Here is a 21,502-nt window from a genome sequence, read left to right as displayed (position 1 = left end):
CGGCGGGGTTTTCGTGTCGGAACTCCCGGCCTCTTTCCGCATCGCATGTGGAGGGCGGCGGGACCTAAGGAGGGCGTGATGAAAGTCTGGCGTGCACTGCTGCTGTTGAGCATCTGCCTGCTCAGTGGCTGTCTGGTGACGTTCAAGGACCCGATTCCGGCCAACGAGGCCGCTCCGGCCCATCTGCTGGGCCAGTGGTCGCGGGTGAACGAGTACGGCGAGGAACAGTTCCTCGAGGTCACCCGTTCCGGCTCCAACGTCTATCGCGCGATCAGTTACCTCGACAGCAAGGACAACACCGAGAGCGTCGAGGACTTCGGCTTCACCGTCGCCCACCACGGCAAGCGCTGGTATCTCTCCGCCGGATTGCCCAAGAGCATGGGCGGCAACTTCGCCCTGGCCGGCTTCGAGATCACCGACAAGGATGAACTGGTGATCTATAACCTGGATGTCGAACACATCCTGCAGGACATGGGCGAAGGCGCCCTGCAAGGGCAGAAGGTGGACACCGAGCAGGGCGAGGGCGCCCTGGTGACCAGCCCGCTGCCCAAGGTGATCGCCTACCTGAACGACCCGGCCAACTCGGACGTGTTCGTCGAAGCCCTGCGCTACTCGCGCGTGACTCCGGGAGAACGGCAATGACGCCGCGCCGCAAGCAGACCTCGCCCACCGAATACCAACAGATCATCCGCGGCCTGTCCGACCGCATCGTCGAGGCGCAGACGCCGATCCGCGTGCTCGACGCCATCAAGTGGGACGATGCGATCCGCGACGACTTCCTCAAGGGGCGCGGCAAGCATGCGCCCAAGGTCGACCGCAGCTACTACGACGGACGCCCGCTGGCCTTCGATGCCAGCGCCAAGAAGCAGGAATTTCAGAACATCGAGCGTGACATCACCCGCCACCTGGGGCAGTTCAACCCGGTCGGGCAGATCATGCGGCGCATGTGCAAGGAATACCGCATGGTGATCCGCATGCTCGAAGCGCGCGGCACCCAGGACTTCGGGCTGATCTCCCAGGAGCTCTACGGCTCGGCCTCCGACGCCTTCCACGCCGGCGACCCGACCCTGGCCGACCTCGGCCTGATGCTCTCGGACTACCTGAACAACATCGCCGACCGCGGCGACCTCAAGGACGAACCCAAGACGCTCACCGCCACGGAAGTGGTGGCGATGCTGCAGGAGCGCCTGAACAAGGTGTTCGACGCCGGCCAGGACACCATCCGTGTCTTCGAGTCCGACGGTATCGTCGCCGATGCGGCGGCCGGCGCCGACTACATCAAGGTGCGCGCTGACGCGTTGTTCAACGAGCGCGATGTGCGCGCGCTGGAAGTCCACGAAGGCCTGGTGCATGTCGGCACCACCCTGAACGGGCTCAACCAGCCGATCTGCACCTTCCTCGCCAAGGGCCCGCCGTCCTCCACCGTGACCCAGGAAGGGCTGGCGATCCTGATGGAAGTGATCGCCTTCGCCTCCTACCCGACGCGCCTGCGCAAGCTCACCAACCGCACCCGCGCCATCCACATGGCGGAGGAGGGCGCGGACTTCCTCGAGGTATTCCACTTCTACCGCGAGCAGGGCTACAGCATGGACAGCAGCTACCAGAACTCCAGCCGGGTGTTCCGTGGCTCGACGCCCGAGGGCCTGCCGTTCACCAAGGACCTGTCGTACCTGAAGGGCTTCATCCTGATCTACAACTACATCCAGCTCGCCGTGCGCAAGGGCAAGCTGGAGCAGATCCCGTTGCTGTTCTGCGGCAAGGCCACCCTGGAGGACATGCGTACGCTGCGCCAGTTGGTGGACGAGGGCCTGGTGGTGCCGCCCAAGTACCTGCCGCCGCAGTTCCGCGACCTCAACGCGCTGTCGGCCTGGATGTGCTTCTCCAACTTCCTCAACCACCTCAGCCTCGACCGCATCGAGGCGGACTACGCCAACATCCTCTGAACGGCGCCGCCCGCACGGATTCGCACGGGTGGCCAGGAGAGCCCGCTATGCCCAGCCATGACCTCGACTACCGCATCTTCGGCGAATCCATGCAGAGCGTGGAGATCGAGCTGGACCCCGGCGAAACGGTGATCGCCGAAGCCGGCGCAATGAACTACATGACCGGCGGCATCCACTTCGCCGCGCGCATGGGCGACGGCTCGGACACCAGCCTGCTGGGCAAGCTGTGGAGCGCCGGCAAGCGCAAGTTCAGCGGCGAGTCGGTGTTCATGACCCACTTCACCAACGAGACGCAGGTCAAGCAGCACGTGGCCTTCGCCGCGCCGTACCCCGGCAGCGTGGTACCGGTGCGCCTGGGCGAGGTGGGCGGCACACTGATCTGCCAGAAGGACTCCTTCCTCTGCGCGGCGTATGGCACCAGGGTCGGCATCGCCTTCGCCAAGCGCCTGGGCGCAGGCTTCTTCGGTGGCGAAGGTTTCATCCTGCAGAAGCTTGAGGGCGACGGGCTGGTCTTCGTCCATGCTGGCGGCACGGTGATCCGCCGTGAACTGAAGGACGAGACGCTGCGGGTGGACACCGGCTGCCTGGTGGCCTTCACCGATGACATCGACTACGACGTGCAACTGGCCGGTGGCCTGAAAAGCATGCTGTTCGGCGGCGAGGGACTGCTGCTGACCACCCTCAAGGGCACCGGTACCGTCTGGCTGCAGAGCCTGCCGTTCTCGCGGCTGGCCGAACGCATTTACGACGCCACCTACCGTGCCCGTGAAGAGGTAAGGACCAACCCCGAATGATCGCCGTGCGTCTCGCTCTCGTCGCCTGCCTGGCCTTGCTGGCCGGCTGCAGTTCCCTGCTGTTCTACCCCAGCGACGACGTCGCCATCACCCCCACGCGGGCCAAGCTGGAGTACCGTGACATCACCCTGACCACCGCCGACGGCGTGAAGCTCGCCGGCTGGTGGCTGCCGGCCAAGGCCGGCGTACCGGTCAAGGGCACCGTGCTGCAGTTGCACGGCAACGGCGGCAATATGGCCTGGCACCTGGGCGGCACCTATTGGCTGCCGGAGCAGGGCTACCAGGTGCTGATGGTCGACTATCGAGGCTATGGCCACTCCGAGGGCTCGCCCAGCCTGCCGGCGATCTACCAGGACATCGACGCCGCCTTCGCCTGGCTGGACAAGGCGCCGGAGGTGCAGGGCAAGCCGCTGACCCTGCTCGGCCAGAGCCTGGGCGGCGCCATGGCGGTGCACTACCTGGGCATGCACCCGGAGCGGCAGAAGCAATTGCACGCGGTGGTGCTCGACGGCGTGCCGGCCAGCTACCGCGGCGTGGCGCGCTACACCCTGGGCAACTCCTGGCTGACCTGGCCGCTGCAGGTGCCGCTGTCCTGGGTGGTGCCCGACGGTGACAGTGCGATTCGTTCGATCCCGCGACTTTCTGGCGCACCCGTGCTGTTCTTCCACAGCATCGACGATACCATTGTGCCCCTGGACAACGGCCTGGCCCTCTACAAGGCCGCGCCGCCGCCGAAAGTCTTCCAGCTGACCCGCGGCAACCACGTGGAAACCTTCGGCGAACCGGTCTGGCGCGAAGTGATGCTGCGCTTCCTCGACGACCCGCAGCACTTCACCGGATTGCGCCGGCTGGCCGAAGTCCCGAACTCGTCAACGCCGGACCCCGTCAAGTCGGGCTCCACAGAACAAGGCAAGCCATGAACGACCGCAATCCGATCTCGTACATCCTCACCGTCATTGCCACCATCTTCGTGTCGATCGGCACGCTCTGGTACTACGGTTACCTGCACTTCGCCAAACCCGAGGATGCGCTGGAGCTGAGCCAGTTCACCATGCTCAAGAGCATCCCGGGCCAGGACACCAAGCTGTCTCTGGAGCCGGCCGACCAGCAGGCGCAGTGCATCGACGGCGTGCTGGTGATGTTCGACATGACCCAGAAGGGCCTGACCGGCGTGCTGGTCGACGGCCGCAAGCGTGCCGTACGCTGCATGGGTCAGGAGACTCCCCAGCAAGTGAAGTGATGGGGCAGCCCTGACGCCGCCGACAAGGGAGGAAGCAGCATGAGCCACCCCGAAATCCGCGTCTGGCAGGGCGACATCACCCGACTCGACCTCGATGCCATCGTCAACGCCGCCAACAGCTCGCTGCTGGGCGGCGGTGGTGTCGACGGCGCCATCCACCGGGCCGCCGGCCCGGAACTGCTCGCCGCCTGCCGCCCGCTGGGTGGCTGCGGGACCGGCGAGGCGAAGATCACCCCCGGCTTCCGCCTGCCGGCGCGTTACGTCATCCACACCGTCGGGCCGGTCTGGCGTGGCGGCGGGCATGGCGAGCCGGAGTTGCTCGCCCAGTGCTACCGCAACAGCCTGCAATTGGCCGAGGAGAAGAACCTCGCCAGCATCGCCTTTCCGGCGATCAGCACCGGTATCTATGGTTACCCTGCCGAAGCGGCGGCGCAGATCGCCGTCGATGAATTGCGGCGCCCGCGCGGGCAGGGCAGTTCGTTGAGGGAACTGGTGCTGGTGGCGTTCTCGGGTGAGATGGCGGAGTTGTACCGGCGGCTTCTGGGCTGAGGGCTGCCATTGCCGTCACCGACGGCCTCGAACGTAGGATGGCGTGGAGCGCAGCGATACCCATCGCGGCGGATAACGCTGCGCGTTATTCGCCCTACGAAAAGCAAGAGCATCGCGGACGGAGTCCGCTCCTATGCAGGCGCAAAGCACCGGTGTTCCCGGTGAAAATGGATTCATCCGCGAGGGATTTCGCGGACAAGGGCTAGGCGCCCCCGTCTCTCCTACGAGAGCACATGCACCGCATGGCTCTGGCTCTAAAGACTTCCAAAGAAATATCCGTACACGCCGGAGCGCCCCTTCAGGAGGCCGAGTGGAATCGGAGTTTCAGGGGTTGAGCGGCATGGATGCCGCGAGAGCGTCGTTGGGCCATGGATGGCCCATCGACGCGTGCCCCTGAAACTTCGATGGAGCGAGGGAAGTCCCGCGAAGCGGGACCCGGATGTAGGGGCAAGCCTTCTTGGTTACTTCTTCGGCGTTTGGAAGAAGTAACTCGCCCGAGGGGGCGAAACAGAAGACATCCGAGCACGCCGAAGCGGCGCTGAAAACCCAAACAAAAAGCATCGCGGACGGAGTCCGCTCCTACAGGTTGAATCCGCTGCGGCCTTCGTAGGAGCGGAGCTTCTCCGCGATCCGCCGGCAAGGCCGGCGTCAGGCAGGTTCGCGAGCAAGCTCGCTCCTACAAGGGCAGGGCGTCAGCCCCGGTAACGCAACAACCGCAATCCGTTGAACACCACCAGCAGGCTGGCGCCCATATCGGCGAACACCGCCATCCACAGGGTGCCTTCGCCGACCAGGGTCAGCGCCAGGAATACCGCCTTGATCCCCAGCGCCAGGCTGATGTTCTGGATCAGCACCCGATGGGTCTGGCGCGACAGGCGAATGAAGGACGGCAGCTTGCGCAGGTCGTCATCCATCAGCGCCACGCCAGCGGTTTCGATGGCGGTGTCGGTGCCGGCCGCGCCCATGGCGAAGCCGATGTCGGCACGGGCCAGGGCGGGGGCGTCGTTGATGCCGTCGCCGACCATGCCGACGCGACGGCCGCCTTCCTGGCGCTGTTTCACTTCGTTGAGCTTGTCCTCCGGCAGCAGGTTGCCCTGCGCCGCATCGATGCCCACCTGGGCGCCGATGGCGGCGGCGGTGTGCGGGTTGTCGCCGGTGAGCATCAGGGTCTTCACGCCCAGTTCGTGCAGCTGCGCCACCGCCTCGCGGCTGGTTTCCTTGACCGCATCGGCGACCGCGAACAGCGCCAGCGGACCTTCGGCATCGAGCAGCACGATCACCGTCTTGCCCTGCTGTTCGAGGGCGTCGAGGTGGGCTTCCAGTTCCTTCGAGCACAGCTCCAGTTCTTCCACCAGGCGGTGGTTGCCCAGGTGATAGGTACGCCCGGCGATCTCGCCCTTCACGCCACGGCCGGGCAGGGCGGTCAGCTCGCCGACGCCGTAGAGCGCAAGGTTGTCCGCTTCGGCGGCACGGGCCACGGCCTGTGACACCGGATGGTCCGAGCGTGCGGCCAGGCTGGCGGCCAGGACGCGCACATCGGCCCCGGCCAGTTCGCGCAGCGCCGTGTAGTCGGTCTGGCGCGGGCGGCCTTCGGTCAGGGTGCCGGTCTTGTCCAGAGCGATCCAGTCCAGCGAGCGGCCCAGTTCGAGGAACACCCCGCCCTTGATCAGGATGCCCAGGCGTGCCGCCGCCGAAAGGCCGCTGACGATGGTCACCGGGGTGGAGATCACCAGGGCGCAGGGGCAGGCGATCACCAGCAGCACCAGGGCGCGGTACACCCAGTCCAGCCAGGCACCGCCGAAGAACAGCGGCGGCAGCAGGGCGGTGGCGATGGCGATGAGGAACACCACCGGGGTGTAGATGCGCGAGAACTGATCGACGAAACGCTGGGTCGGCGCGCGCGAACCCTGGGCTTCTTCCACGGCGTGGATGATCCGCGCCAGGGTGCTGTCGTCGGCGACGCGGGTGACGCGGTATTCCAGCGCGCTCTCGCCGTTGATGGTGCCGGCGAACAGGGTGTCACCGGCCTGTTTCTCCACCGGCAGGCTCTCGCCGGTGATGGGCGCCTGGTTGACGCTGGAGCGACCGTCGAGCACTTCACCGTCCAGGGCGATGCGCTCGCCGGGGCGCACGCGGACGCGGGCGTTCAGCGCCACCGACTTGGCTGGCACTTCGCGCCATTCACCGTCCACCTGCACGGTGGCCTGCTCCGGCGCCAGTTGCAGCAAGCCGCGGATGGCATTGCGCGCACGCTCCAGGGATTTCGCCTCGATCAGCTCGGCGATGGCGAACAGCACGGCGACCATCGCCGCTTCTGGCCACTGGCCGATCAGCATGGCGCCGGTCACGGCGATGCTCATCAGGGCGTTGATATTGAGGTTGCGGTTCTTCAGCGCGATCCAGCCCTTGCGGTAGGTCGGCAGGCCGGCGCCGAGGATGGTCGCGACGGCCAGCGCCGCCACCAGCCACTGTGGGCCGATGGCGAACCATTCGAAGCATTCCGATGCGGCTGCCGCGACGCCGGCCAGCGCCAGCGGCCACCAGGGCTTCTGCCTGGCGGCAGGCGCGGCGGTCGGGGCGTTGTCGTCCAGCGGCTCGGCCTGCATGCCGAGGGACGCCACCAGTTTCTGCAGCGGCTCGATGCTGTCGAAGCGGTGCTGTACCCGCAGCAGGCGCTGCATCAGGTTGAAGTCGAGGTCTTCCACCGCCGACACGCGGCCGAGGGCGTCGCGCAGCAGGCGTTCTTCGGTAGGGCAGTCCATGGCTTCGATACGCAGGCTGGTCCAGCGCAGTTCGCCGCTGGCCGAACCGGTCGCGGCAGTGGCGGCGCTTTCGGCGCGTGCGCTGTGATCCCCGCCATGATCATGGGTGTGATCGTGATCGTGATCGTGATCGTGATCGTGATCGTGGGCATGGCCGTGGTTGTGAGCGGCAGGTTCGGCCGCTGGCGCGCGGAGCAGCGAGCCCTTGTCGCAGCCGCAGCACGCCGTGGCATCGCTGTGTTCCTGATCCTGGACGGGGCCGTGGATGATTGGACCCTGGCGATTGGCAGTCATGTCGTCCGTTCCTGTTTGACGAGTTGCTGCCGATTGCACACCCTGTAGTAACTACAGAGTCAAGCCGTCTTTACCCAGGAGGTTGAAGATGAAGATCGGTGAACTGGCGAAGCTGACCGGTTGCCCGGTGGAGACCATCCGCTACTACGAGCGCGAGGGCCTGCTGCCGGAGCCGTCGCGCAGCGAGGGCAACTACCGGCAGTACGACGCCATCCACGTGGAGCGACTGTCGTTCATCCGCCATTGCCGTTCGTTGGACATGACCCAGGAGGAAATCCGCATCCTGCTGGGCCTGCGCGATCGCCCCGAATCCGACTGTGGCACCGCCAACCGGCTGATCGACGAGCATTTGCACCACGTCGAGGTACGGATCGCCGAGCTGCAGTCGCTCAGCCAGCAATTGCGCGACCTGCGTGCGCGTTGCAGCGGCGAGGGCAACAGCGAGGATTGCGGCATCCTGCGCGAGCTGGAGCAGCCGGCGGAGCCGTCGGTGATTCCGGAGGCCTGCGCGGAGGCGGGGCACCTGCATGTGCCCGGCGTCCACGGCCGGCATTGAGGCTGCGGGCTTTTCGTAGGAGCGAGCTTGCTCGCGAACGGATTGTCCGGCTGCTCCGGCGCTGGGTGTGTTCGCGAGCAAGCTTGCTCCTACAGGTAAAGCAAAGTGCCCCGGCGATTGCCGGGGCGCTTTCGTTCAGGAGTGGTTCGACTCCTCAGCCGCCGTCAGTTCATGCAGGTACTTGCGCGACAGCTGCAGGAAGCGCGGTGTCGGGCCGATGTCCTCGTAGATCGGATCACCCTGTTCGTCCTGCGCCACCACCTTCTGTCCCTTCACATAGGGGAAGCTCGCCTCCAGCTCCTCCAGCGCCGAACCGACCAGTTCCCCCAGGAGCTCCTCGGCGCTGCGCTTGGGGTACATGTCGTGCAAAGCCGCCAGCCGCGCGGCGGTCTCCACGTCCAGCGGAATGCTGTAGTGATGCTTGGTCATGCGCCCCCTGGCGTTCTGTTCCCAATGGCGTACCAGATCGCGGATTTTCATGTTCACCTCTGTGGCCCGTTCGTGGCGGGCATGTGGGGCGGGCCTCGTGGGTCCGCCTGGGTGTTTTCCCGAGCGCTTCGGGATCACTTTGAGCCTAGTCGCTGTCCGAGCTGGAAGGCTGGCGTTCGTCGCACGCTTGTCAGGGTGTGTCGCCAGCGGCACTGTGTAGAACGCTTAGCCATCAAGGACTCTCAATCAAGGAGACAGTCATGGCCGATATCGATGCGCGCCTGCGCGAGGACGTTCACCTGTTGGGCGAGCTGCTGGGGCAGACCATCCGCGCCCAGTACGGCCAGGGCTTCCTCGACAAGATCGAACTCATCCGCACCGGCGCCAAGGCCGCACGGCGCGGCTCGGCCGAAGGCGCCCGGCAACTGACGGCGACCCTCGACGCATTGGGCGAGGACGAATTGCTGCCGGTGGCGCGGGCCTTCAACCAGTTCCTCAACCTGGCCAACATCGCCGAGCAGTACCACCGCATCCGCCGGCGTACCCCCAAGGAGCCGGAACCCTTCGAGAACCGCGTGCTCGGGGAATTGCTCGGCCGCCTGCGCAAGTCCGGTCTCGGCGCCGAAGGGCTGGCGCGGCAGGTGGCGGACCTGGAGATCGAGCTGGTACTGACCGCGCACCCGACCGAAGTGGCGCGCCGCACCCTGATCCAGAAATACGACGCGATGTCCGCGCAACTGGCCGCCGACGACCATACCGACCTGTTGCCGGAGGAGCGCGAAGCCGTGCGCCAGCGTCTGCAGCGGCTGGTCGCCGAGGCCTGGCACACCGACGAAATCCGCCGCACCCGGCCGACACCAGTGGACGAGGCCAAATGGGGCTTCGCGGTCATCGAGCACTCGCTGTGGCAGGCGCTGCCGGCCTTCCTCCGGCACGTCGACGCCACCCTGAAGCAGACGCTGGGCGAGCGCTTGCCGCTGTCCGCCGCGCCAATCCGCTTCGCCTCCTGGATGGGCGGCGACCGCGACGGCAACCCCAACGTTACCGCCGCCATCACCCGCGAAGTCCTGCTGCTGGCGCGCTGGATGGCCGCTGATCTGTACCTGCGCGACGTCGACAGCCTGGCTTCGGACCTGTCCATGCAACAGGCCAGCGACGAGCTGCGCGCCGAGGTGGGCGACGTTGCCGAACCCTATCGTGCGCTGCTCAAGCAACTGCGCGAACGCCTGCGCGCCACCCGCGCCTGGGCCGAGCGGGCCATCCACAGCGGCGAAGCGCCGTGCGCGGAGGTGCTGCAGGACAACCGCGAACTGCTCGAACCCCTGCAGCTCTGCTACCGCTCGCTGCAGGAGTGCGGCATGGGGGTGATCGCCGACGGCGCCCTGCTCGACACCCTGCGCCGTGCCGCCACCTTCGGCCTGTTCCTGGTACGCCTGGACGTGCGCCAGGACTCCACGCGCCACGCACGGGCGATGAGCGAAATCACCGAGTACCTCGGTCTGGGCAACTACGCCGAGTGGGACGAAAGCGTGCGCCAGGAATTCCTCCTGGAAGAACTGGCCAGCCGCCGCCCGCTGCTGCCGGCCAACTACCAGGCCTCGCCGGAAACCGCCGAAGCCCTGGCAACCTGCCGGGTGGTGGCCGAGGCGCCGGCGGCGTCGCTGGGTTCCTACGTCATCTCCATGGCCGGGCAGCCCTCCGACGTGCTCGCCGTGCAGCTGCTGCTCAAGGAGTGCGGGCTGCAGCGGCCTATGCGCGTGGTGCCGCTGTTCGAGACCCTGGACGACCTGGACAACGCCGGTCCCTGCATCGACCGCCTGCTCAGCCTGGACAGCTACCGCACCGGCCTCGCCGGCCCGCAGGAAGTGATGATCGGCTACTCCGACTCGGCCAAGGACGCCGGCACCCTGGCCGCCGCCTGGGCGCAGTACCGCGCGCAGGAGGCTCTTGTGGATATCTGCCGCAACCATGGCGTCGAGCTGCTGCTGTTCCATGGCCGTGGCGGCACCGTCGGCCGTGGCGGCGGCCCAGCCCACGCGGCGATCCTCTCGCAGCCGCCGGGCTCGGTGGCCGGGCGTTTCCGTACCACCGAGCAGGGCGAGATGATCCGCTTCAAGTTCGGCCTGCCGGGTATCGCCGAACAGAACCTCAACCTCTATCTCGCCGCCGTGCTGGAAGCCACGCTGCAACCACCGCCCGTGCCGGAACCGGCCTGGCGCGAGGAGATGGACCGGCTCGCCGCGGACGGGCTGGCGGCCTATCGCGCGGTGGTGCGGGAGAACCCGCAGTTCGTCGACTACTTCCGCGAGGCCACGCCAGAACAGGAGCTGGGCCGCCTGCCGCTGGGCAGCCGTCCGGCCAAGCGCCGCGAGGGCGGGGTGGAAAGCCTGCGGGCGATTCCCTGGATCTTCGCCTGGACCCAGACGCGCCTGATGCTGCCGGCCTGGCTGGGCTGGGAAAACGCACTGCTCAACGCCATCGAACGGGGCGAGGGCGCGCTGCTGGGCCGCATGCGCAAGGAGTGGCCATTCTTCACCACGCGCATCGACATGCTGGAGATGGTGCTGGCCAAGGCCGACCGGGAAATCGCCCAACTTTATGACGAGCGACTGGTGCAATCGGAACTGCGACCATTAGGTGCACATTTACGCGACCTATTGTCGCAGTCGGTGCGCGTGGTGCTGGGGCTGACCGGGCAATCCCAGTTGCTCGGCAACGCCGCCGAGACGCGCGAATCGATCGGTGTGCGCAACACTTACCTGGACCCGCTGCACCTGCTCCAGGCCGAACTCCTCGCGCGCTCCCGGCGCTGCGCGGGCGACGCCTGCGGCGGTCTGGAGCAGGCGATGCTGGTCACCGTGGCGGGTATCGCCGCCGGTCTGCGCAACACCGGCTGAGGTCGCTCGACCCCCCACTAATGGTGGATTGCACGACCCCGAAATGGGGGTAATTTGAAGGCTGATCGAGGGTGGTTTTCCCGCCCGCGATCGGCGTGTACGGTCGCCGAGGGCGGCTTGTATGGTGGGGGGCCGCTGTGTATCGTGAGCAACCTTTCGGCGCGCATTTGCGCCATTAAAAGCATGATGAGATTGGCCCCAAGAGGCGGATCCGTGATTTCGCTTAACAAGTATTAAGGAGCATATCGATGCGTGTGATTCTGCTCGGGGCGCCCGGTGCCGGCAAAGGTACCCAGGCTCGCTTCATCACTGAGAAGTTCGGCATTCCGCAGATCTCCACCGGCGACATGCTGCGTGCGGCGGTCAAGGCCGGCACCGAACTGGGCCTGAAGGCCAAGAGCGTGATGGACGCCGGCGGTCTGGTCTCCGATGACCTGATCATCAACCTGGTGAAAGAGCGCATCGCTCAACCCGACTGCGCCAAGGGTTTCCTGTTCGATGGCTTCCCGCGCACCATTCCCCAGGCTGAAGCCATGAAGGAAGCCGGTGTCACCATCGACAACGTGATCGAGATCGCCGTGGACGACGAGGAAATCGTCGGCCGCATGGCCGGTCGCCGCGTACACGCCGCCTCCGGCCGCGTCTACCACATCCAGCACAACCCGCCGAAGGTGGAAGGCAAGGATGACGTGACCGGCGAAGACCTGCTGCAGCGCGAAGACGACAAGGAAGAAACCGTGCGTCACCGCCTGTCGGTCTACCACTCGCAGACCAAGCCGCTGGTCGATTTCTACCAGAAGCTGGCCGCCGTCGAAGGCACCCCGAAGTACACCCGCGTCGAAGGTGTCGGCTCGGTGGAGCAGATCACCGCCAAGGTGTTCGCCGCTCTGAGCTGATTGCCCCGCGCAATGCCAAAGGCCCGCACAATGCGGGCCTTTGGCGTTTATAATGCCCGCCCTTTTTTGACGTCCTATGGAAAACACCATGCCCACGCTGCTGGCCCTGGATACCTCGACCGAAGCCTGTTCCGTCGCGCTGCTGCATGACGGTCGCCGGTATGTTCGCCACGAGGTGATCCCGCGCCTGCACGCCCAGCGCCTGCTGCCGATGGTGCAGGACATCCTTGGCGAAGCCGGCATCGAGCTGTCCGCCGTGGATGCCATCGCTTTCGGTCGCGGTCCCGGCGCCTTCACCGGTGTGCGCATCGCCATCGGCGTGGTCCAGGGCCTGGCCTTCGCGCTGCAGAAGCCGGTGCTGCCGATCTCCGACCTGGCGGTGCTGGCCCAGCGTGCCCATCGCGAGCATGGCGCGAACCAGGTGGCCGCGGCCATCGATGCGCGCATGGACGAGGTGTACTGGGGTTGCTACCGCGCGGAGCAGGGCGAGATGCGCCTGGCCGGCGCCGAGGCTGTGCTGCCGCCGGAGCGCGTGGAACTGCCGGGCGATGCCCACGGCGAGTGGTTCGGCTCCGGCACTGGCTGGGGCTTCGAGGAGCGCCTGGCGGTGAAGGTCGCGGCCCATGACGCCAGCCTGCTGCCCCACGCCGAAGACCTGCTGACCCTGGCCGAATTCGCCTGGGCTCGCGGCGAGGCGGTTGACGCAGAGCAGGCCCAGCCGGTTTACCTGCGTGACAACGTGGCGACCCCCAAGAAGGCCTGATCCATGCCAATTGCCAAGGCATGGGGCCCTCGTTAGAGTGATGGGTATCCCCTCCGAGTTTCCACGAAATGCGTATCGACGGTCTCGTTTCCACTTCCCAGGCGCCTGAGCGCACTGCCCGCACGGGCACTGCGGTCACGCCCTATCGGGAAGTGCAGCGTGACGTCGAATCCCGCCGCGAGCGACCCGCGCCGGCCTCGGCCAGCCAGGGCTTCGAGCAGCAGCCGCAAGCGCGCCGCGTCGAAGCCGGCAACGCCAGCAGCTACAGCCTGCCGGCCACCCTGCGCGACAACCTCGACTACCAGCGCCCGCTGAGCTCCCGCGCCGCCCAGGCGCTCGCCAGCTACGCCAGCACCGCCAGCATGGGCGGCCAGTACGAGGGCCAGGAAGTCCTGGGTCTCGACCTCTACGCCTGATTCCATGAGTTTGCCGTACTACCTGGGCTGTCCCTCGTGGAATGAGCCGGCCTGGCGCGGCAGCTTCTACCCCGCCGACCTGCGTGCCGCCGAGACGCTGGGCTTCTACTCCCAGGTCTTCAACGCGGTGGAAGGCAATACCACCTTCTATGCCCGGCCCAATGCCGAGACCTTGAGGCGTTGGGCGCAGACCATGCCGGCGGACTTCCACTTCTGCGCCAAGCTGCCCCGCGACATCAGCCACGAAGGCGACCTGCGCGGGCAACTGGAAAACACCCAGGACTTCCTCGACCTGCTGGCGCCGCTGGGGGAGCGGGTCGCGCCGCTGTGGCTGCAGGTGTCCGCGAGTTTCGGCCCGGATCGTCTTGGCGAGCTGGCGGCCTGGCTGGATGCCTTTGCCGAGCGGCGGATGGCGGTGGAAGTGCGGCACCCGGCGTTCTTCGCCAAGGGCGAGGAGGAGCGGGCGCTGAACCGGCTGTTGCTGGATCGCGGTGTCGAGCGCATCTGCCTGGATTCCCGCGCGCTGTTCGCCTGCCGCTCCGACGATCCCGCGGTGCTGCACGCGCAATCGAAGAAGCCGAAGGTGCCGGTACGCCCGGCGGCCTTCAGCGACAGCCCGCAGGTGCGCTTCATCGGTGGTCCCGATCTGGACGCCAACGCAGCCTTCCTCACGCCGTGGATCGCCAAGGTGGCGGAGTGGATCGAGCAGGGCCTGACGCCCCACGTTTTCCTGCACACCCCGGACAACCACCGCGCCGCCGAACAGGCGCAACGCTTCCACTCCCTGCTGCGCGAGCGCCTGCCGGGCTTGCCGGCGCTGGTCGTACCGAAACCTGAAGTGGAACAGCTCGGCCTGCTCTGAGCGGCCAACTGTGCATGGCGGGTCGGCGGTGAGGGGACTAACCTGCTCCTTCCCCTGTTCGGCAAGGAGATAGCCATGACCCATCAACAACAGCGCGGCGAAGCGTTCCGGGCGCTGCACCAGCGCGACGGTCTGTTCGTTCTGCCCAACCCCTGGGACGCCGGCTCGGCGAAGATGCTCGCCCATCTGGGCTTCGAAGCGCTCGCCACGACCAGCGCAGGTCTGGCATTTGCCCTGGGTCGCCCTGATGCCGAGGGCGAGGTCAGCCGCGAGGAGGCCCTGGCGAACGCCAGAGCGATCATCGAGGCCACGCCGCTGCCGGTGGCCGCCGACCTGGAAAACGGTTACGGCGACGCGCCGGAGGACTGCGCCGAGACTATCCGTCTTGCCGCCGCCTGCGGGCTGGTCGGCGGCTCCATCGAGGATGCCAGCGGCCGTCCGGATACGCCGATCTACCCGTTGGAACTGGCGGTGGAGCGGGTCAGCGCCGCCGTGCAGGCCGCCCGCGCGTTGCCGTTCCCCTTCACCCTGGCGGCGCGGGCGGAGAATCTGCTGCACGGTCGTAACGACCTGGACGACACCATTCGCCGTCTGGTGGCCTTCGCCGAAGCGGGCGCTGACGTGCTCTACGCGCCGGGGCTGAAGACGCGGGAGGAGATCGCCGCGGTGGTCAGCGCCGTGGCGCCGAGGCCGGTCAACGTGCTGGTAGGCTCGCCGGCGTTGCAGGTGAGTCTGCAGGAGTTGGCCGAGCTGGGCGTGAAGCGTGTCAGCGTCGGGTCGAACCTGGCTCGAGTGGCCTTCGGTGCCTTCTTCAGCGCCGCCGAGTCGCTGGCAAAGGGAGACCTGAAGCCAATGGGCGGGGCGATGCCGTTCGACCGGATCAATCAGCTGTTCCGTAGTTGAGCCCTTGAGTCCGTAGAGGGCCGGGCTGCGCTAGAATCGCGGTTTTTTCCAGGATCGCCCGTCATGACCGAGACCCTTACCCCGCCGCGCATCGTCGTCCAGGCGCTGGCGCCTGCCTGGCAGGCCGCCGCCGAGCAGTGGGCGCAGCGGCTCGGGTTGCCGATGGGCGAGGGTGATGCGGACTTCGCCCTGCAACTGGGCGACGATGGCTTGCAGCTGCTGCAACTGGGGCCGGATTCGCCCGGTCCGGTGCGGGTGGACTTCCTCGAAGGCGCCACTGCGCACCGTCGCCAGTTCGGCGGCGGCGCCGGGCAGATGATCGCCAAGGCGGTCGGTGTCCAGCAGGGGGTGCGTCCCCGTGTGCTGGACGCCACCGCCGGGCTGGGCAAAGACGCCTTCGTGCTGGCGACCCTGGGGTGCGAGATGCACCTGACCGAGCGCCAGCCGATCATTGCGGCGCTGCTGGAAGACGGGCTGGCTCGTGCGGCGGGGGATTTCGAGGTGGGCGCCATCGTCGCGCGCATGCGTCTGTTGCAGGGCAATTCGATCGAGCGCATGGCCGCCTGGGAAGGGGAGGCGCCGCAGGTGATCTACCTCGACCCGATGTTCCCACACCGCGACAAGAGCGCGTTGGTGAAGAAGGAAATGCGCCTGTTCCGCCCGCTGGTGGGCGACGACCTGGACGCGCCGGCGTTGCTGGAGGCGGCGCTGAAGCTGGCGAGCCACCGGGTGGTGGTCAAGCGCCCGCGCAAGGCGCCGATCATCGAGGGGCAGAAGCCGAGCTACAGCCTCGAAGGCAAGTCCAGCCGCTATGACATCTATCCGCTGAAAAGCCTGAAGGGCTGAATTCTCTTCTTTCTGCCGGGCAGTCCGTGCTCGCGCGTCCCCCTCACCCCGGCCCTCTCCCTCAGGGAGAGGGGGCAGATCGTGCCGGCTGACGCTTAGGCCTCATCCTGCACCGAACGGTCCCCTCTCCCGCTTGCGGGAGAGGGTTAGGGTGAGGGGCTTTTAATCTCGACGCGATCATCAGCGCGGTTCGCGGCCGAGGCCCGCGATCAGCCGGTCACGGCTGCATCAGGGCGCAAAGGCCTTAAGGAACAACGCCACCACCTCCTGCACATGCGCTTCGGCTTCCGCTTCCGTGGGCGCTGTTTCGCAGCCGATCAGCAGGCGGAAGTGCACGCAGCCCTGCACCAGCATCAGGAAGTGCTCGGCCGCCCGGCGCGGGCTGTCCATCTGCAACTTGCCCTGCTGGCGCGCCTGCTCCAGCAGGCGCTCCATCAGGTCCAGCACACGTTGCGGGCCGGCTTCGAAGAACAGCTGCGACAGGTGCGGGTTCCCCGCGCCCTGGGCCACCATCAGCCGGCTCAGGGAGATCGCCTCGGGGCTGTTGATCAGCTGGTTGAAACCGCGCGCCAGGGTCAGCAGCAGACTTTCAAACGGCGCGTCGGCCGGCGGCTCGGCGAACAGCTCGGGCATGCGCTCGGCGCACTTGGCCTGAACCGCTTCGACGAACAGCGTCTCCTTGTCGGTGAAGTGGCTGTAGACGGTCAGTTTCGACACGCCAGCCTCGGCGGCGATGGCTTCCATGCTGCTGCCGTCGTAGCCGAGGCGAATGAACAGGTCCTTCGCCGCGTCGAGGATGGCCTTGCGTTTGGCGGGGTCCTTGGGGCGACCCGGCCCATTGGAGGGAGTCGTGAGTGACATGTTTTTACATTTCTAATACTGGACTGGTGGGTTCTGTATTTTTACTATACCGGGGAGTATAAGAATTCAACCGCGCTTTGCGAAAGGTCACACATCATGTTCCGCCATGCTCTGTCTGTCGCGCTCCCCGTCGTCCTTTCCCTGTCCCTGGCCGCCTGCGGTTCCGGCGAGCCGCCCAAGCCGGCGGTACGCCCGGCGATGGTGGTGCAGCCGTTGCCGGCGCGGGATGTTACCGAAGCCTATCCCGGCGAGGTACATGCCCGGCATGAGCCGGAGCTGGCTTTCCGCATTGGCGGCAAGGTCAGCCGACGACTGGTCGAGGTGGGCGAGCGCGTGAAGAAGGACCAGCCGCTGGCCGAGCTCGATCCGGAAGATGTCCGCCTGCAGCTCGAAGCCACCCGCGCCCAGGTGGCCGCTGCCGAGGCCAACCTGCAGACCGTGCGTTCCGAATACGCCCGCTACAAGACGCTGCTCGAACGCCAGCTGGTCAGCCAGTCGCAGTTCGACAACATCGAGAACACCTACCGCGCCGGCGAGGCGCGGCTGAAGCAGATTCGCGCCGAGTACGACGTGGCCCGCAACCAGGCGGACTACGCGATTCTGCGTGCGCCCCAGGACGGCGTGATCGCCACGCGCCGGGTGGAAGTAGGGCAGGTGGTCGCCGCCGGGCAAACCGTCTTCACCCTGGCCGCCGACGGCGACCGCGAAGTGCTGATCAGCTTCCCCGAACATGCCATCGACCGCTTCCGCATCGGCGAGGCGGTGAGCGTCGAACTCTGGTCGCAGCGCGACAAGCGCTTCAGCGGCAAGATCCGCGAGCTGTCGCCGGCCGCCGATCCGCAGTCGCGCACCTTCGCGGCGCGGGTCGCCTTCGATGACACCAAGGTGCCCGCCGAGCTGGGCCAGAGTGCGCGCGTCTACATCCAGGCCGCCGGCAAGGTACCCCTGGCGGTACCGCTGGCGGCGGTGACCGCCGAGGGTGGCAAGCCGTTCGTCTGGGTGGTCGATCCGAATAATTCCACCCTGCACCGCCGCCCGGTGCGCATCGGCCCCTTCGCCGAGGACCGCGTGCCGGTGCTCGAAGGGCTGAACAGCGACGACTGGGTGGTGGCCGCGGGCGTGCAGGTTTTGCGTGAAGGGCAGGAGGTACGGCCGGTCGATCGGGAAAACCGCTCGGTCAAGCTGGTGGCGAAGGAGTAACGCCCGATGCAATTCAACCTTTCCGCCTGGGCGCTGCAGAACCGTCAGATCGTCCTGTTCCTCATGCTGCTCCTGGGTATCGTCGGTGCGCTGTCGTACACCAAGCTGGGGCAGAGCGAGGACCCGCCGTTCACCTTCAAGGCCATGGTGGTGAAGACCAACTGGCCGGGCGCGACCGCCGAGGAAGTCTCGCGCCAGGTGACCGAGCGCATCGAGAAGAAGCTGATGGAGACCGGCGACTACGACCGCATCGTTTCCTTCTCCCGCCCCGGCGAATCCCAGGTCACTTTCATCGCCCGCGAGGACTTCCGCTCCCGCGATATCCCCGAGCTGTGGTACCAGATCCGCAAGAAGGTCAGCGACATCCGCTACACCCTGCCGCAGGGCATCCAGGGGCCGTTCTTCAATGACGAGTTCGGCACCACCTTCGGCAATATCTACGCGCTGTCGGGCAAGGGTTTCGACTACGCGGTGCTCAAGGATTACGCCGACCGCCTGCAACTGCGGCTGCAGCGGATCAAGGACGTGGGCAAGGTCGAGCTGGTCGGTCTACAGGACGAGAAGATCTGGATCGACCTGTCCAACACCAAGCTCGCCACCCTCGGCCTGCCGCTGGCGGCGGTGCAGAAGGCGCTGGAAGAGCAGAACGCGGTGACCGCCACCGGCTTCTTCGAAACCACCACCGACCGCGTGCAACTGCGCGTGTCCGGCCGCTTCGATTCGGTGGAAGACATCCGCGCCTTCCCGATCCGCGTGGGCGACCGCACCTTCCGCATCGGTGACGTGGCCGACGTGCACCGGGGCTTCAACGATCCGCCTGCGCCGCGCATGCGCTTCATGGGCGAGGACGCCATCGGCATCGCCGTGGCGATGAAGGACGGCGGTGACATCCTGGTGCTGGGCAAGGCCCTGGACGCCGAATTCGCGCGCCTGCAGCAGACCCTGCCGGCGGGCATGGAGCTGCGCAAGGTGTCCGACCAGCCGGAGGCGGTGCGCGAGAGCGTGGGCGAGTTCGTCCGCGTGCTGGCCGAGGCGCTGATCATCGTGCTGCTGGTGAGCTTCTTCTCCCTCGGCCTGCGCACCGGCCTGGTGGTGGCGCTGTCGATCCCTCTGGTGCTGGCGATGACTTTCGCTGCCATGTACTACTTCGGCATCGGCCTGCACAAGATTTCCCTCGGCGCGCTGGTGCTGGCGCTGGGCCTGTTGGTGGACGACGCGATCATCGCCGTGGAGATGATGGCGGTGAAGATGGAGCAGGGCTACGACCGCCTGAAGGCGGCCAGTTACGCCTGGACCAGTACCGCCTTCCCAATGCTCACCGGCACCCTGGTGACGGCCGCCGGCTTCCTGCCGATCGCCACTGCGCAGTCGGGAACCGGCGAGTACACCCGTTCGCTGTTCCAGGTGGTGACCATCGCGCTGCTGGTGTCCTGGGTCGCCGCCGTGGTGTTCGTGCCCTACCTGGGCGAGAAGCTGCTACCGGACCTGGCCAAGCGCTACGCGGAGAAGCACGGCGGCACCGACAAGGGCCACGACCCGTATTCGACCGCCTTCTACCAGCGCTTCCGCCGCGTGGTGGAGTGGTGCGTGCGCTACCGCAAGACGGTGATCCTCCTCACCGTGACGGCCTTCATCGGCTCGATCATGCTGTTCCGCCTGGTGCCGCAGCAGTTCTTCCCGCCGTCAGCGCGCCTGGAACTGCTGGTGGACCTGAAGCTGGCCGAGGGCGATTCGCTCACCGCCACCGCCGAGCAGGTCAACCGCCTGGAGAAGATGCTCGCCGAGCATCCGGGCATCGACAACTACGTGGCCTACGTCGGCACCGGTTCGCCGCGCTTCTACCTGCCGCTGGACCAGCAACTGCCGGCGGCGAGCTTCGCCCAGTTCGTGGTGCTGGCGAAGAACCTGGAGGCCCGCGAGGAAATCCGCCAGTGGCTGATCAAGCACATGAACGAGGATTTCCCGACCCTGCGCACCCGTATCAGCCGCCTGGAGAACGGCCCGCCGGTGGGCTATCCGGTGCAGTTCCGCGTCTCCGGCGAGCACATCCCGGAGGTCCGCGCGCTGGCGCGCAAGGTCGCCGACAAGATGCGCGAGAACCCCCACGTGGTGAACGTGCACCTGGACTGGGAGGAGCCGAGCAAGGCAGTGTTCCTCGACATCGACCAGGAGCGCGCCCGCGCCCTCGGGGTGAGCACGGCGGACATCTCGCAGTTCCTGCAGAGCTCGCTGACCGGCTCCACCGTGAGCTTCTACCGCGAGGACAACGAGCTGATCGAAATCCTCCTGCGCGGTGACGAGCGCGAGCGGCATGACCTGTCGCAGCTGCCCAGCCTGTCGATGCAGACCAGCAGCGGCCGCAGCGTGGCGCTGTCGCAGGTGGCGACCCTGGAGTATGGCTTCGAGGAAGGCATCATCTGGCGGCGCAACCGCCTGCCCACCGTGACCGTGCGCGCCGACATCTACGACGATTCGCTGCCGGCCACCCTGGTGAAACAGATCTCGCCGACCCTGGACCCGATTCGCGCCGAGCTGCCCGATGGCTACCTGCTGGAAGTCGGCGGCACGGTGGAGGATTCGGCCAAGGGCCAGAACTCGGTGAACGCCGGCGTGCCGCTGTTCATCGTGGTGGTGCTGAGCCTGCTGATGATCCAGCTGCGCAGCTTCTCGCGGATGATCATGGTGTTCCTCACCGCGCCCTTGGGGCTGATCGGCGTGACCCTGTTCCTGCTGGTGTTCCAGAAGCCCTTTGGCTTCGTGGCGATGCTCGGCACCATCGCGCTCGCCGGGATGATCATGCGCAACTCGGTGATCCTGGTGGACCAGATCGAACAGGACCGCGCCCATGGCCTGGACACCTGGCACGCGATCATCGAGGCCACGGTGCGGCGCTTCCGTCCCATCGTGCTGACCGCGCTGGCGGCGGTGCTGGCGATGATCCCGTTGTCGCGCAGCGTGTTCTTCGGGCCGATGGCGGTGGCGATCATGGGCGGCCTGATCGTCGCCACGGCGCTCACCCTGCTGTTCCTGCCGGCGCTGTATGCGGCGTGGTTCAGGGTGAAGAAGGAAGCCTGAGAGGGCTGCGGAGTAGACCTGTAGGAGCGGGCCATGCCCGCGAATCGCGCGCATGGCGCGCTCCTACAGGCTAGCTCCGGCGTTTCGGTTCCCGTAGGAGCGGAACTTGTCCGCGAAGTCCCGCCGCCACGCCGGCGTTGAAGGATGAGCGCTGTGTACGGATCGGGCGCCATGCCGAGGTGATTCCCTGGCGGCAACCAGCCCGCCGCGATGGAT

The 21,502-nt window shown here is 66.8% G+C and carries 19 protein-coding genes; 16 read left to right on the top strand and 3 right to left on the bottom strand.

What is annotated here, in order from left to right; translation table 11 throughout:
- Nucleotides 1–78: 78 nt before the first annotated feature.
- From J5M67_RS11740 to J5M67_RS11715, 6 genes are read left to right on the top strand one after another with little or no spacing between them, the layout of a single operon-like run.
- On the top strand, nt 79–642 hold the full coding sequence (locus J5M67_RS11740) for a hypothetical protein (protein WP_207885483.1): 564 nt from the start codon (nt 79–81) through the stop codon (nt 640–642).
- Nucleotides 639–1,943 carry a flavohemoglobin expression-modulating QEGLA motif protein gene (locus tag J5M67_RS11735; protein WP_207885482.1) on the top strand — a complete coding sequence of 435 codons (1,305 nt, stop codon included), beginning with the start codon at nt 639–641 and terminating at the stop codon, nt 1,941–1,943. Before J5M67_RS11740 ends, J5M67_RS11735 begins: the two co-directional genes overlap by 4 nt.
- A gap of 47 nt (nt 1,944–1,990) precedes the next feature.
- The gene (locus tag J5M67_RS11730; protein ID WP_207885481.1) at nt 1,991–2,737 is read left to right on the top strand and encodes a TIGR00266 family protein; all 747 of its coding nucleotides are present in this window, start codon (nt 1,991–1,993) and stop codon (nt 2,735–2,737) included.
- On the top strand, nt 2,734–3,657 hold the full coding sequence (locus tag J5M67_RS11725) for an alpha/beta hydrolase (RefSeq protein WP_207885480.1): 924 nt from the start codon (nt 2,734–2,736) through the stop codon (nt 3,655–3,657). Before J5M67_RS11730 ends, J5M67_RS11725 begins: the two co-directional genes overlap by 4 nt.
- Nucleotides 3,654–3,977 carry a hypothetical protein gene (locus tag J5M67_RS11720; RefSeq protein WP_207885479.1) on the top strand — a complete coding sequence of 108 codons (324 nt, stop codon included), beginning with the start codon at nt 3,654–3,656 and terminating at the stop codon, nt 3,975–3,977. The genes J5M67_RS11725 and J5M67_RS11720 overlap by 4 nt, the downstream gene beginning before the upstream one ends.
- A 39-nt stretch (nt 3,978–4,016) precedes the next feature.
- Nucleotides 4,017–4,526, top strand: a complete 510-nt coding sequence (locus J5M67_RS11715) for an O-acetyl-ADP-ribose deacetylase (protein WP_207885478.1) — start codon at nt 4,017–4,019, stop codon at nt 4,524–4,526.
- Nucleotides 4,527–5,218: 692 nt separating this feature from the next.
- Here the strand turns inward: J5M67_RS11715 and J5M67_RS11710 are convergent.
- Nucleotides 5,219–7,582: a heavy metal translocating P-type ATPase gene (locus J5M67_RS11710; RefSeq protein WP_243434624.1), complete on the bottom strand. Its 2,364-nt coding sequence runs from the start codon at nt 7,580–7,582 to the stop codon at nt 5,219–5,221.
- Nucleotides 7,583–7,670: 88 nt separating this feature from the next.
- Between J5M67_RS11710 and cadR the strand changes: the two genes are divergently transcribed.
- Nucleotides 7,671–8,138 (top strand): Cd(II)/Pb(II)-responsive transcriptional regulator, encoded by a 468-nt coding sequence (gene cadR, locus J5M67_RS11705; protein ID WP_207885477.1) that lies wholly within the window; start codon nt 7,671–7,673, stop codon nt 8,136–8,138.
- A gap of 135 nt (nt 8,139–8,273) precedes the next feature.
- Here the strand turns inward: cadR and J5M67_RS11700 are convergent, their stop codons facing one another.
- Nucleotides 8,274–8,618 (bottom strand): pilin assembly protein, encoded by a 345-nt coding sequence (locus J5M67_RS11700; RefSeq protein WP_207885476.1) that lies wholly within the window; start codon nt 8,616–8,618, stop codon nt 8,274–8,276.
- Nucleotides 8,619–8,827: 209 nt separating this feature from the next.
- Here J5M67_RS11700 and ppc point away from each other — a divergent pair, with 209 nt between their 5' ends.
- From ppc to J5M67_RS11665, 7 genes are all read left to right on the top strand, one after another.
- Complete coding sequence (ppc, locus tag J5M67_RS11695) at nt 8,828–11,464, top strand: phosphoenolpyruvate carboxylase (protein ID WP_207885475.1); 2,637 nt, start codon at nt 8,828–8,830, stop codon at nt 11,462–11,464.
- Nucleotides 11,465–11,712: 248 nt separating this feature from the next.
- Nucleotides 11,713–12,360 (top strand): adenylate kinase, encoded by a 648-nt coding sequence (gene adk / locus J5M67_RS11690; protein WP_207885474.1) that lies wholly within the window; start codon nt 11,713–11,715, stop codon nt 12,358–12,360.
- Nucleotides 12,361–12,448: 88 nt separating this feature from the next.
- The gene (gene tsaB / locus J5M67_RS11685; protein ID WP_207885473.1) at nt 12,449–13,123 is read left to right on the top strand and encodes a tRNA (adenosine(37)-N6)-threonylcarbamoyltransferase complex dimerization subunit type 1 TsaB; all 675 of its coding nucleotides are present in this window, start codon (nt 12,449–12,451) and stop codon (nt 13,121–13,123) included.
- 68 nt (nt 13,124–13,191) lie between these two features.
- Nucleotides 13,192–13,539 (top strand): hypothetical protein, encoded by a 348-nt coding sequence (locus J5M67_RS11680; protein ID WP_207885472.1) that lies wholly within the window; start codon nt 13,192–13,194, stop codon nt 13,537–13,539.
- 4 nt (nt 13,540–13,543) lie between these two features.
- Nucleotides 13,544–14,401 carry a DUF72 domain-containing protein gene (locus J5M67_RS11675; RefSeq protein WP_207885471.1) on the top strand — a complete coding sequence of 286 codons (858 nt, stop codon included), beginning with the start codon at nt 13,544–13,546 and terminating at the stop codon, nt 14,399–14,401.
- Between the two features lie 75 nt (nt 14,402–14,476).
- Complete coding sequence (locus J5M67_RS11670; RefSeq protein WP_207885470.1) at nt 14,477–15,304, top strand: oxaloacetate decarboxylase; 828 nt, start codon at nt 14,477–14,479, stop codon at nt 15,302–15,304.
- 63 nt (nt 15,305–15,367) lie between these two features.
- Nucleotides 15,368–16,150: a class I SAM-dependent methyltransferase gene (locus tag J5M67_RS11665; protein ID WP_207885469.1), complete on the top strand. Its 783-nt coding sequence runs from the start codon at nt 15,368–15,370 to the stop codon at nt 16,148–16,150.
- 228 nt (nt 16,151–16,378) lie between these two features.
- Here the strand turns inward: J5M67_RS11665 and J5M67_RS11660 are convergent, their stop codons facing one another.
- Entirely contained in the window at nt 16,379–17,011 is a 633-nt protein-coding gene (locus tag J5M67_RS11660) for a TetR/AcrR family transcriptional regulator (RefSeq protein WP_207885468.1), read from the bottom strand.
- Between the two features lie 96 nt (nt 17,012–17,107).
- Here J5M67_RS11660 and J5M67_RS11655 point away from each other — a divergent pair, with 96 nt between their 5' ends.
- On the top strand, nt 17,108–18,211 hold the full coding sequence (locus J5M67_RS11655; RefSeq protein ID WP_207885467.1) for an efflux RND transporter periplasmic adaptor subunit: 1,104 nt from the start codon (nt 17,108–17,110) through the stop codon (nt 18,209–18,211).
- 6 nt (nt 18,212–18,217) lie between these two features.
- Nucleotides 18,218–21,286, top strand: coding sequence for an efflux RND transporter permease subunit (locus J5M67_RS11650; RefSeq protein WP_207885466.1), 3,069 nt, complete (start codon nt 18,218–18,220; stop codon nt 21,284–21,286).
- Nucleotides 21,287–21,502: the final 216 nt, after the last annotated feature.

The organism is Pseudomonas sp. 30_B, assembly GCF_017491605.1.
Lineage (GTDB): Bacteria > Pseudomonadota > Gammaproteobacteria > Pseudomonadales > Pseudomonadaceae > Pseudomonas.
This window is presented reverse-complemented; position numbering and strand designations above follow the sequence as displayed.

Bases quoted from the DNA above. Each gene is read 5' to 3' on its own strand.
- J5M67_RS11720 (WP_207885479.1), top strand. From the start codon at position 3,654: ATGAACGACCGCAATCCGATCTCGTACATCCTCACCGTCATTGCCACC.
- J5M67_RS11715 (WP_207885478.1), top strand. From the start codon at position 4,017: ATGAGCCACCCCGAAATCCGCGTCTGGCAGGGCGACATCACCCGACTC.
- J5M67_RS11710 (WP_243434624.1), bottom strand. From the start codon at position 7,582: ATGACTGCCAATCGCCAGGGTCCAATCATCCACGGCCCCGTCCAGGAT.
- J5M67_RS11740 (WP_207885483.1), top strand. From the start codon at position 79: ATGAAAGTCTGGCGTGCACTGCTGCTGTTGAGCATCTGCCTGCTCAGT.
- J5M67_RS11700 (WP_207885476.1), bottom strand. From the start codon at position 8,618: ATGAAAATCCGCGATCTGGTACGCCATTGGGAACAGAACGCCAGGGGG.
- J5M67_RS11675 (WP_207885471.1), top strand. From the start codon at position 13,544: ATGAGTTTGCCGTACTACCTGGGCTGTCCCTCGTGGAATGAGCCGGCC.
- adk (WP_207885474.1), top strand. From the start codon at position 11,713: ATGCGTGTGATTCTGCTCGGGGCGCCCGGTGCCGGCAAAGGTACCCAG.
- tsaB (WP_207885473.1), top strand. From the start codon at position 12,449: ATGCCCACGCTGCTGGCCCTGGATACCTCGACCGAAGCCTGTTCCGTC.
- J5M67_RS11650 (WP_207885466.1), top strand. From the start codon at position 18,218: ATGCAATTCAACCTTTCCGCCTGGGCGCTGCAGAACCGTCAGATCGTC.
- cadR (WP_207885477.1), top strand. From the start codon at position 7,671: ATGAAGATCGGTGAACTGGCGAAGCTGACCGGTTGCCCGGTGGAGACC.
- J5M67_RS11665 (WP_207885469.1), top strand. From the start codon at position 15,368: ATGACCGAGACCCTTACCCCGCCGCGCATCGTCGTCCAGGCGCTGGCG.
- J5M67_RS11725 (WP_207885480.1), top strand. From the start codon at position 2,734: ATGATCGCCGTGCGTCTCGCTCTCGTCGCCTGCCTGGCCTTGCTGGCC.
- J5M67_RS11680 (WP_207885472.1), top strand. From the start codon at position 13,192: ATGCGTATCGACGGTCTCGTTTCCACTTCCCAGGCGCCTGAGCGCACT.
- J5M67_RS11660 (WP_207885468.1), bottom strand. From the start codon at position 17,011: ATGTCACTCACGACTCCCTCCAATGGGCCGGGTCGCCCCAAGGACCCC.
- J5M67_RS11670 (WP_207885470.1), top strand. From the start codon at position 14,477: ATGACCCATCAACAACAGCGCGGCGAAGCGTTCCGGGCGCTGCACCAG.
- J5M67_RS11730 (WP_207885481.1), top strand. From the start codon at position 1,991: ATGCCCAGCCATGACCTCGACTACCGCATCTTCGGCGAATCCATGCAG.
- ppc (WP_207885475.1), top strand. From the start codon at position 8,828: ATGGCCGATATCGATGCGCGCCTGCGCGAGGACGTTCACCTGTTGGGC.
- J5M67_RS11655 (WP_207885467.1), top strand. From the start codon at position 17,108: ATGTTCCGCCATGCTCTGTCTGTCGCGCTCCCCGTCGTCCTTTCCCTG.
- J5M67_RS11735 (WP_207885482.1), top strand. From the start codon at position 639: ATGACGCCGCGCCGCAAGCAGACCTCGCCCACCGAATACCAACAGATC.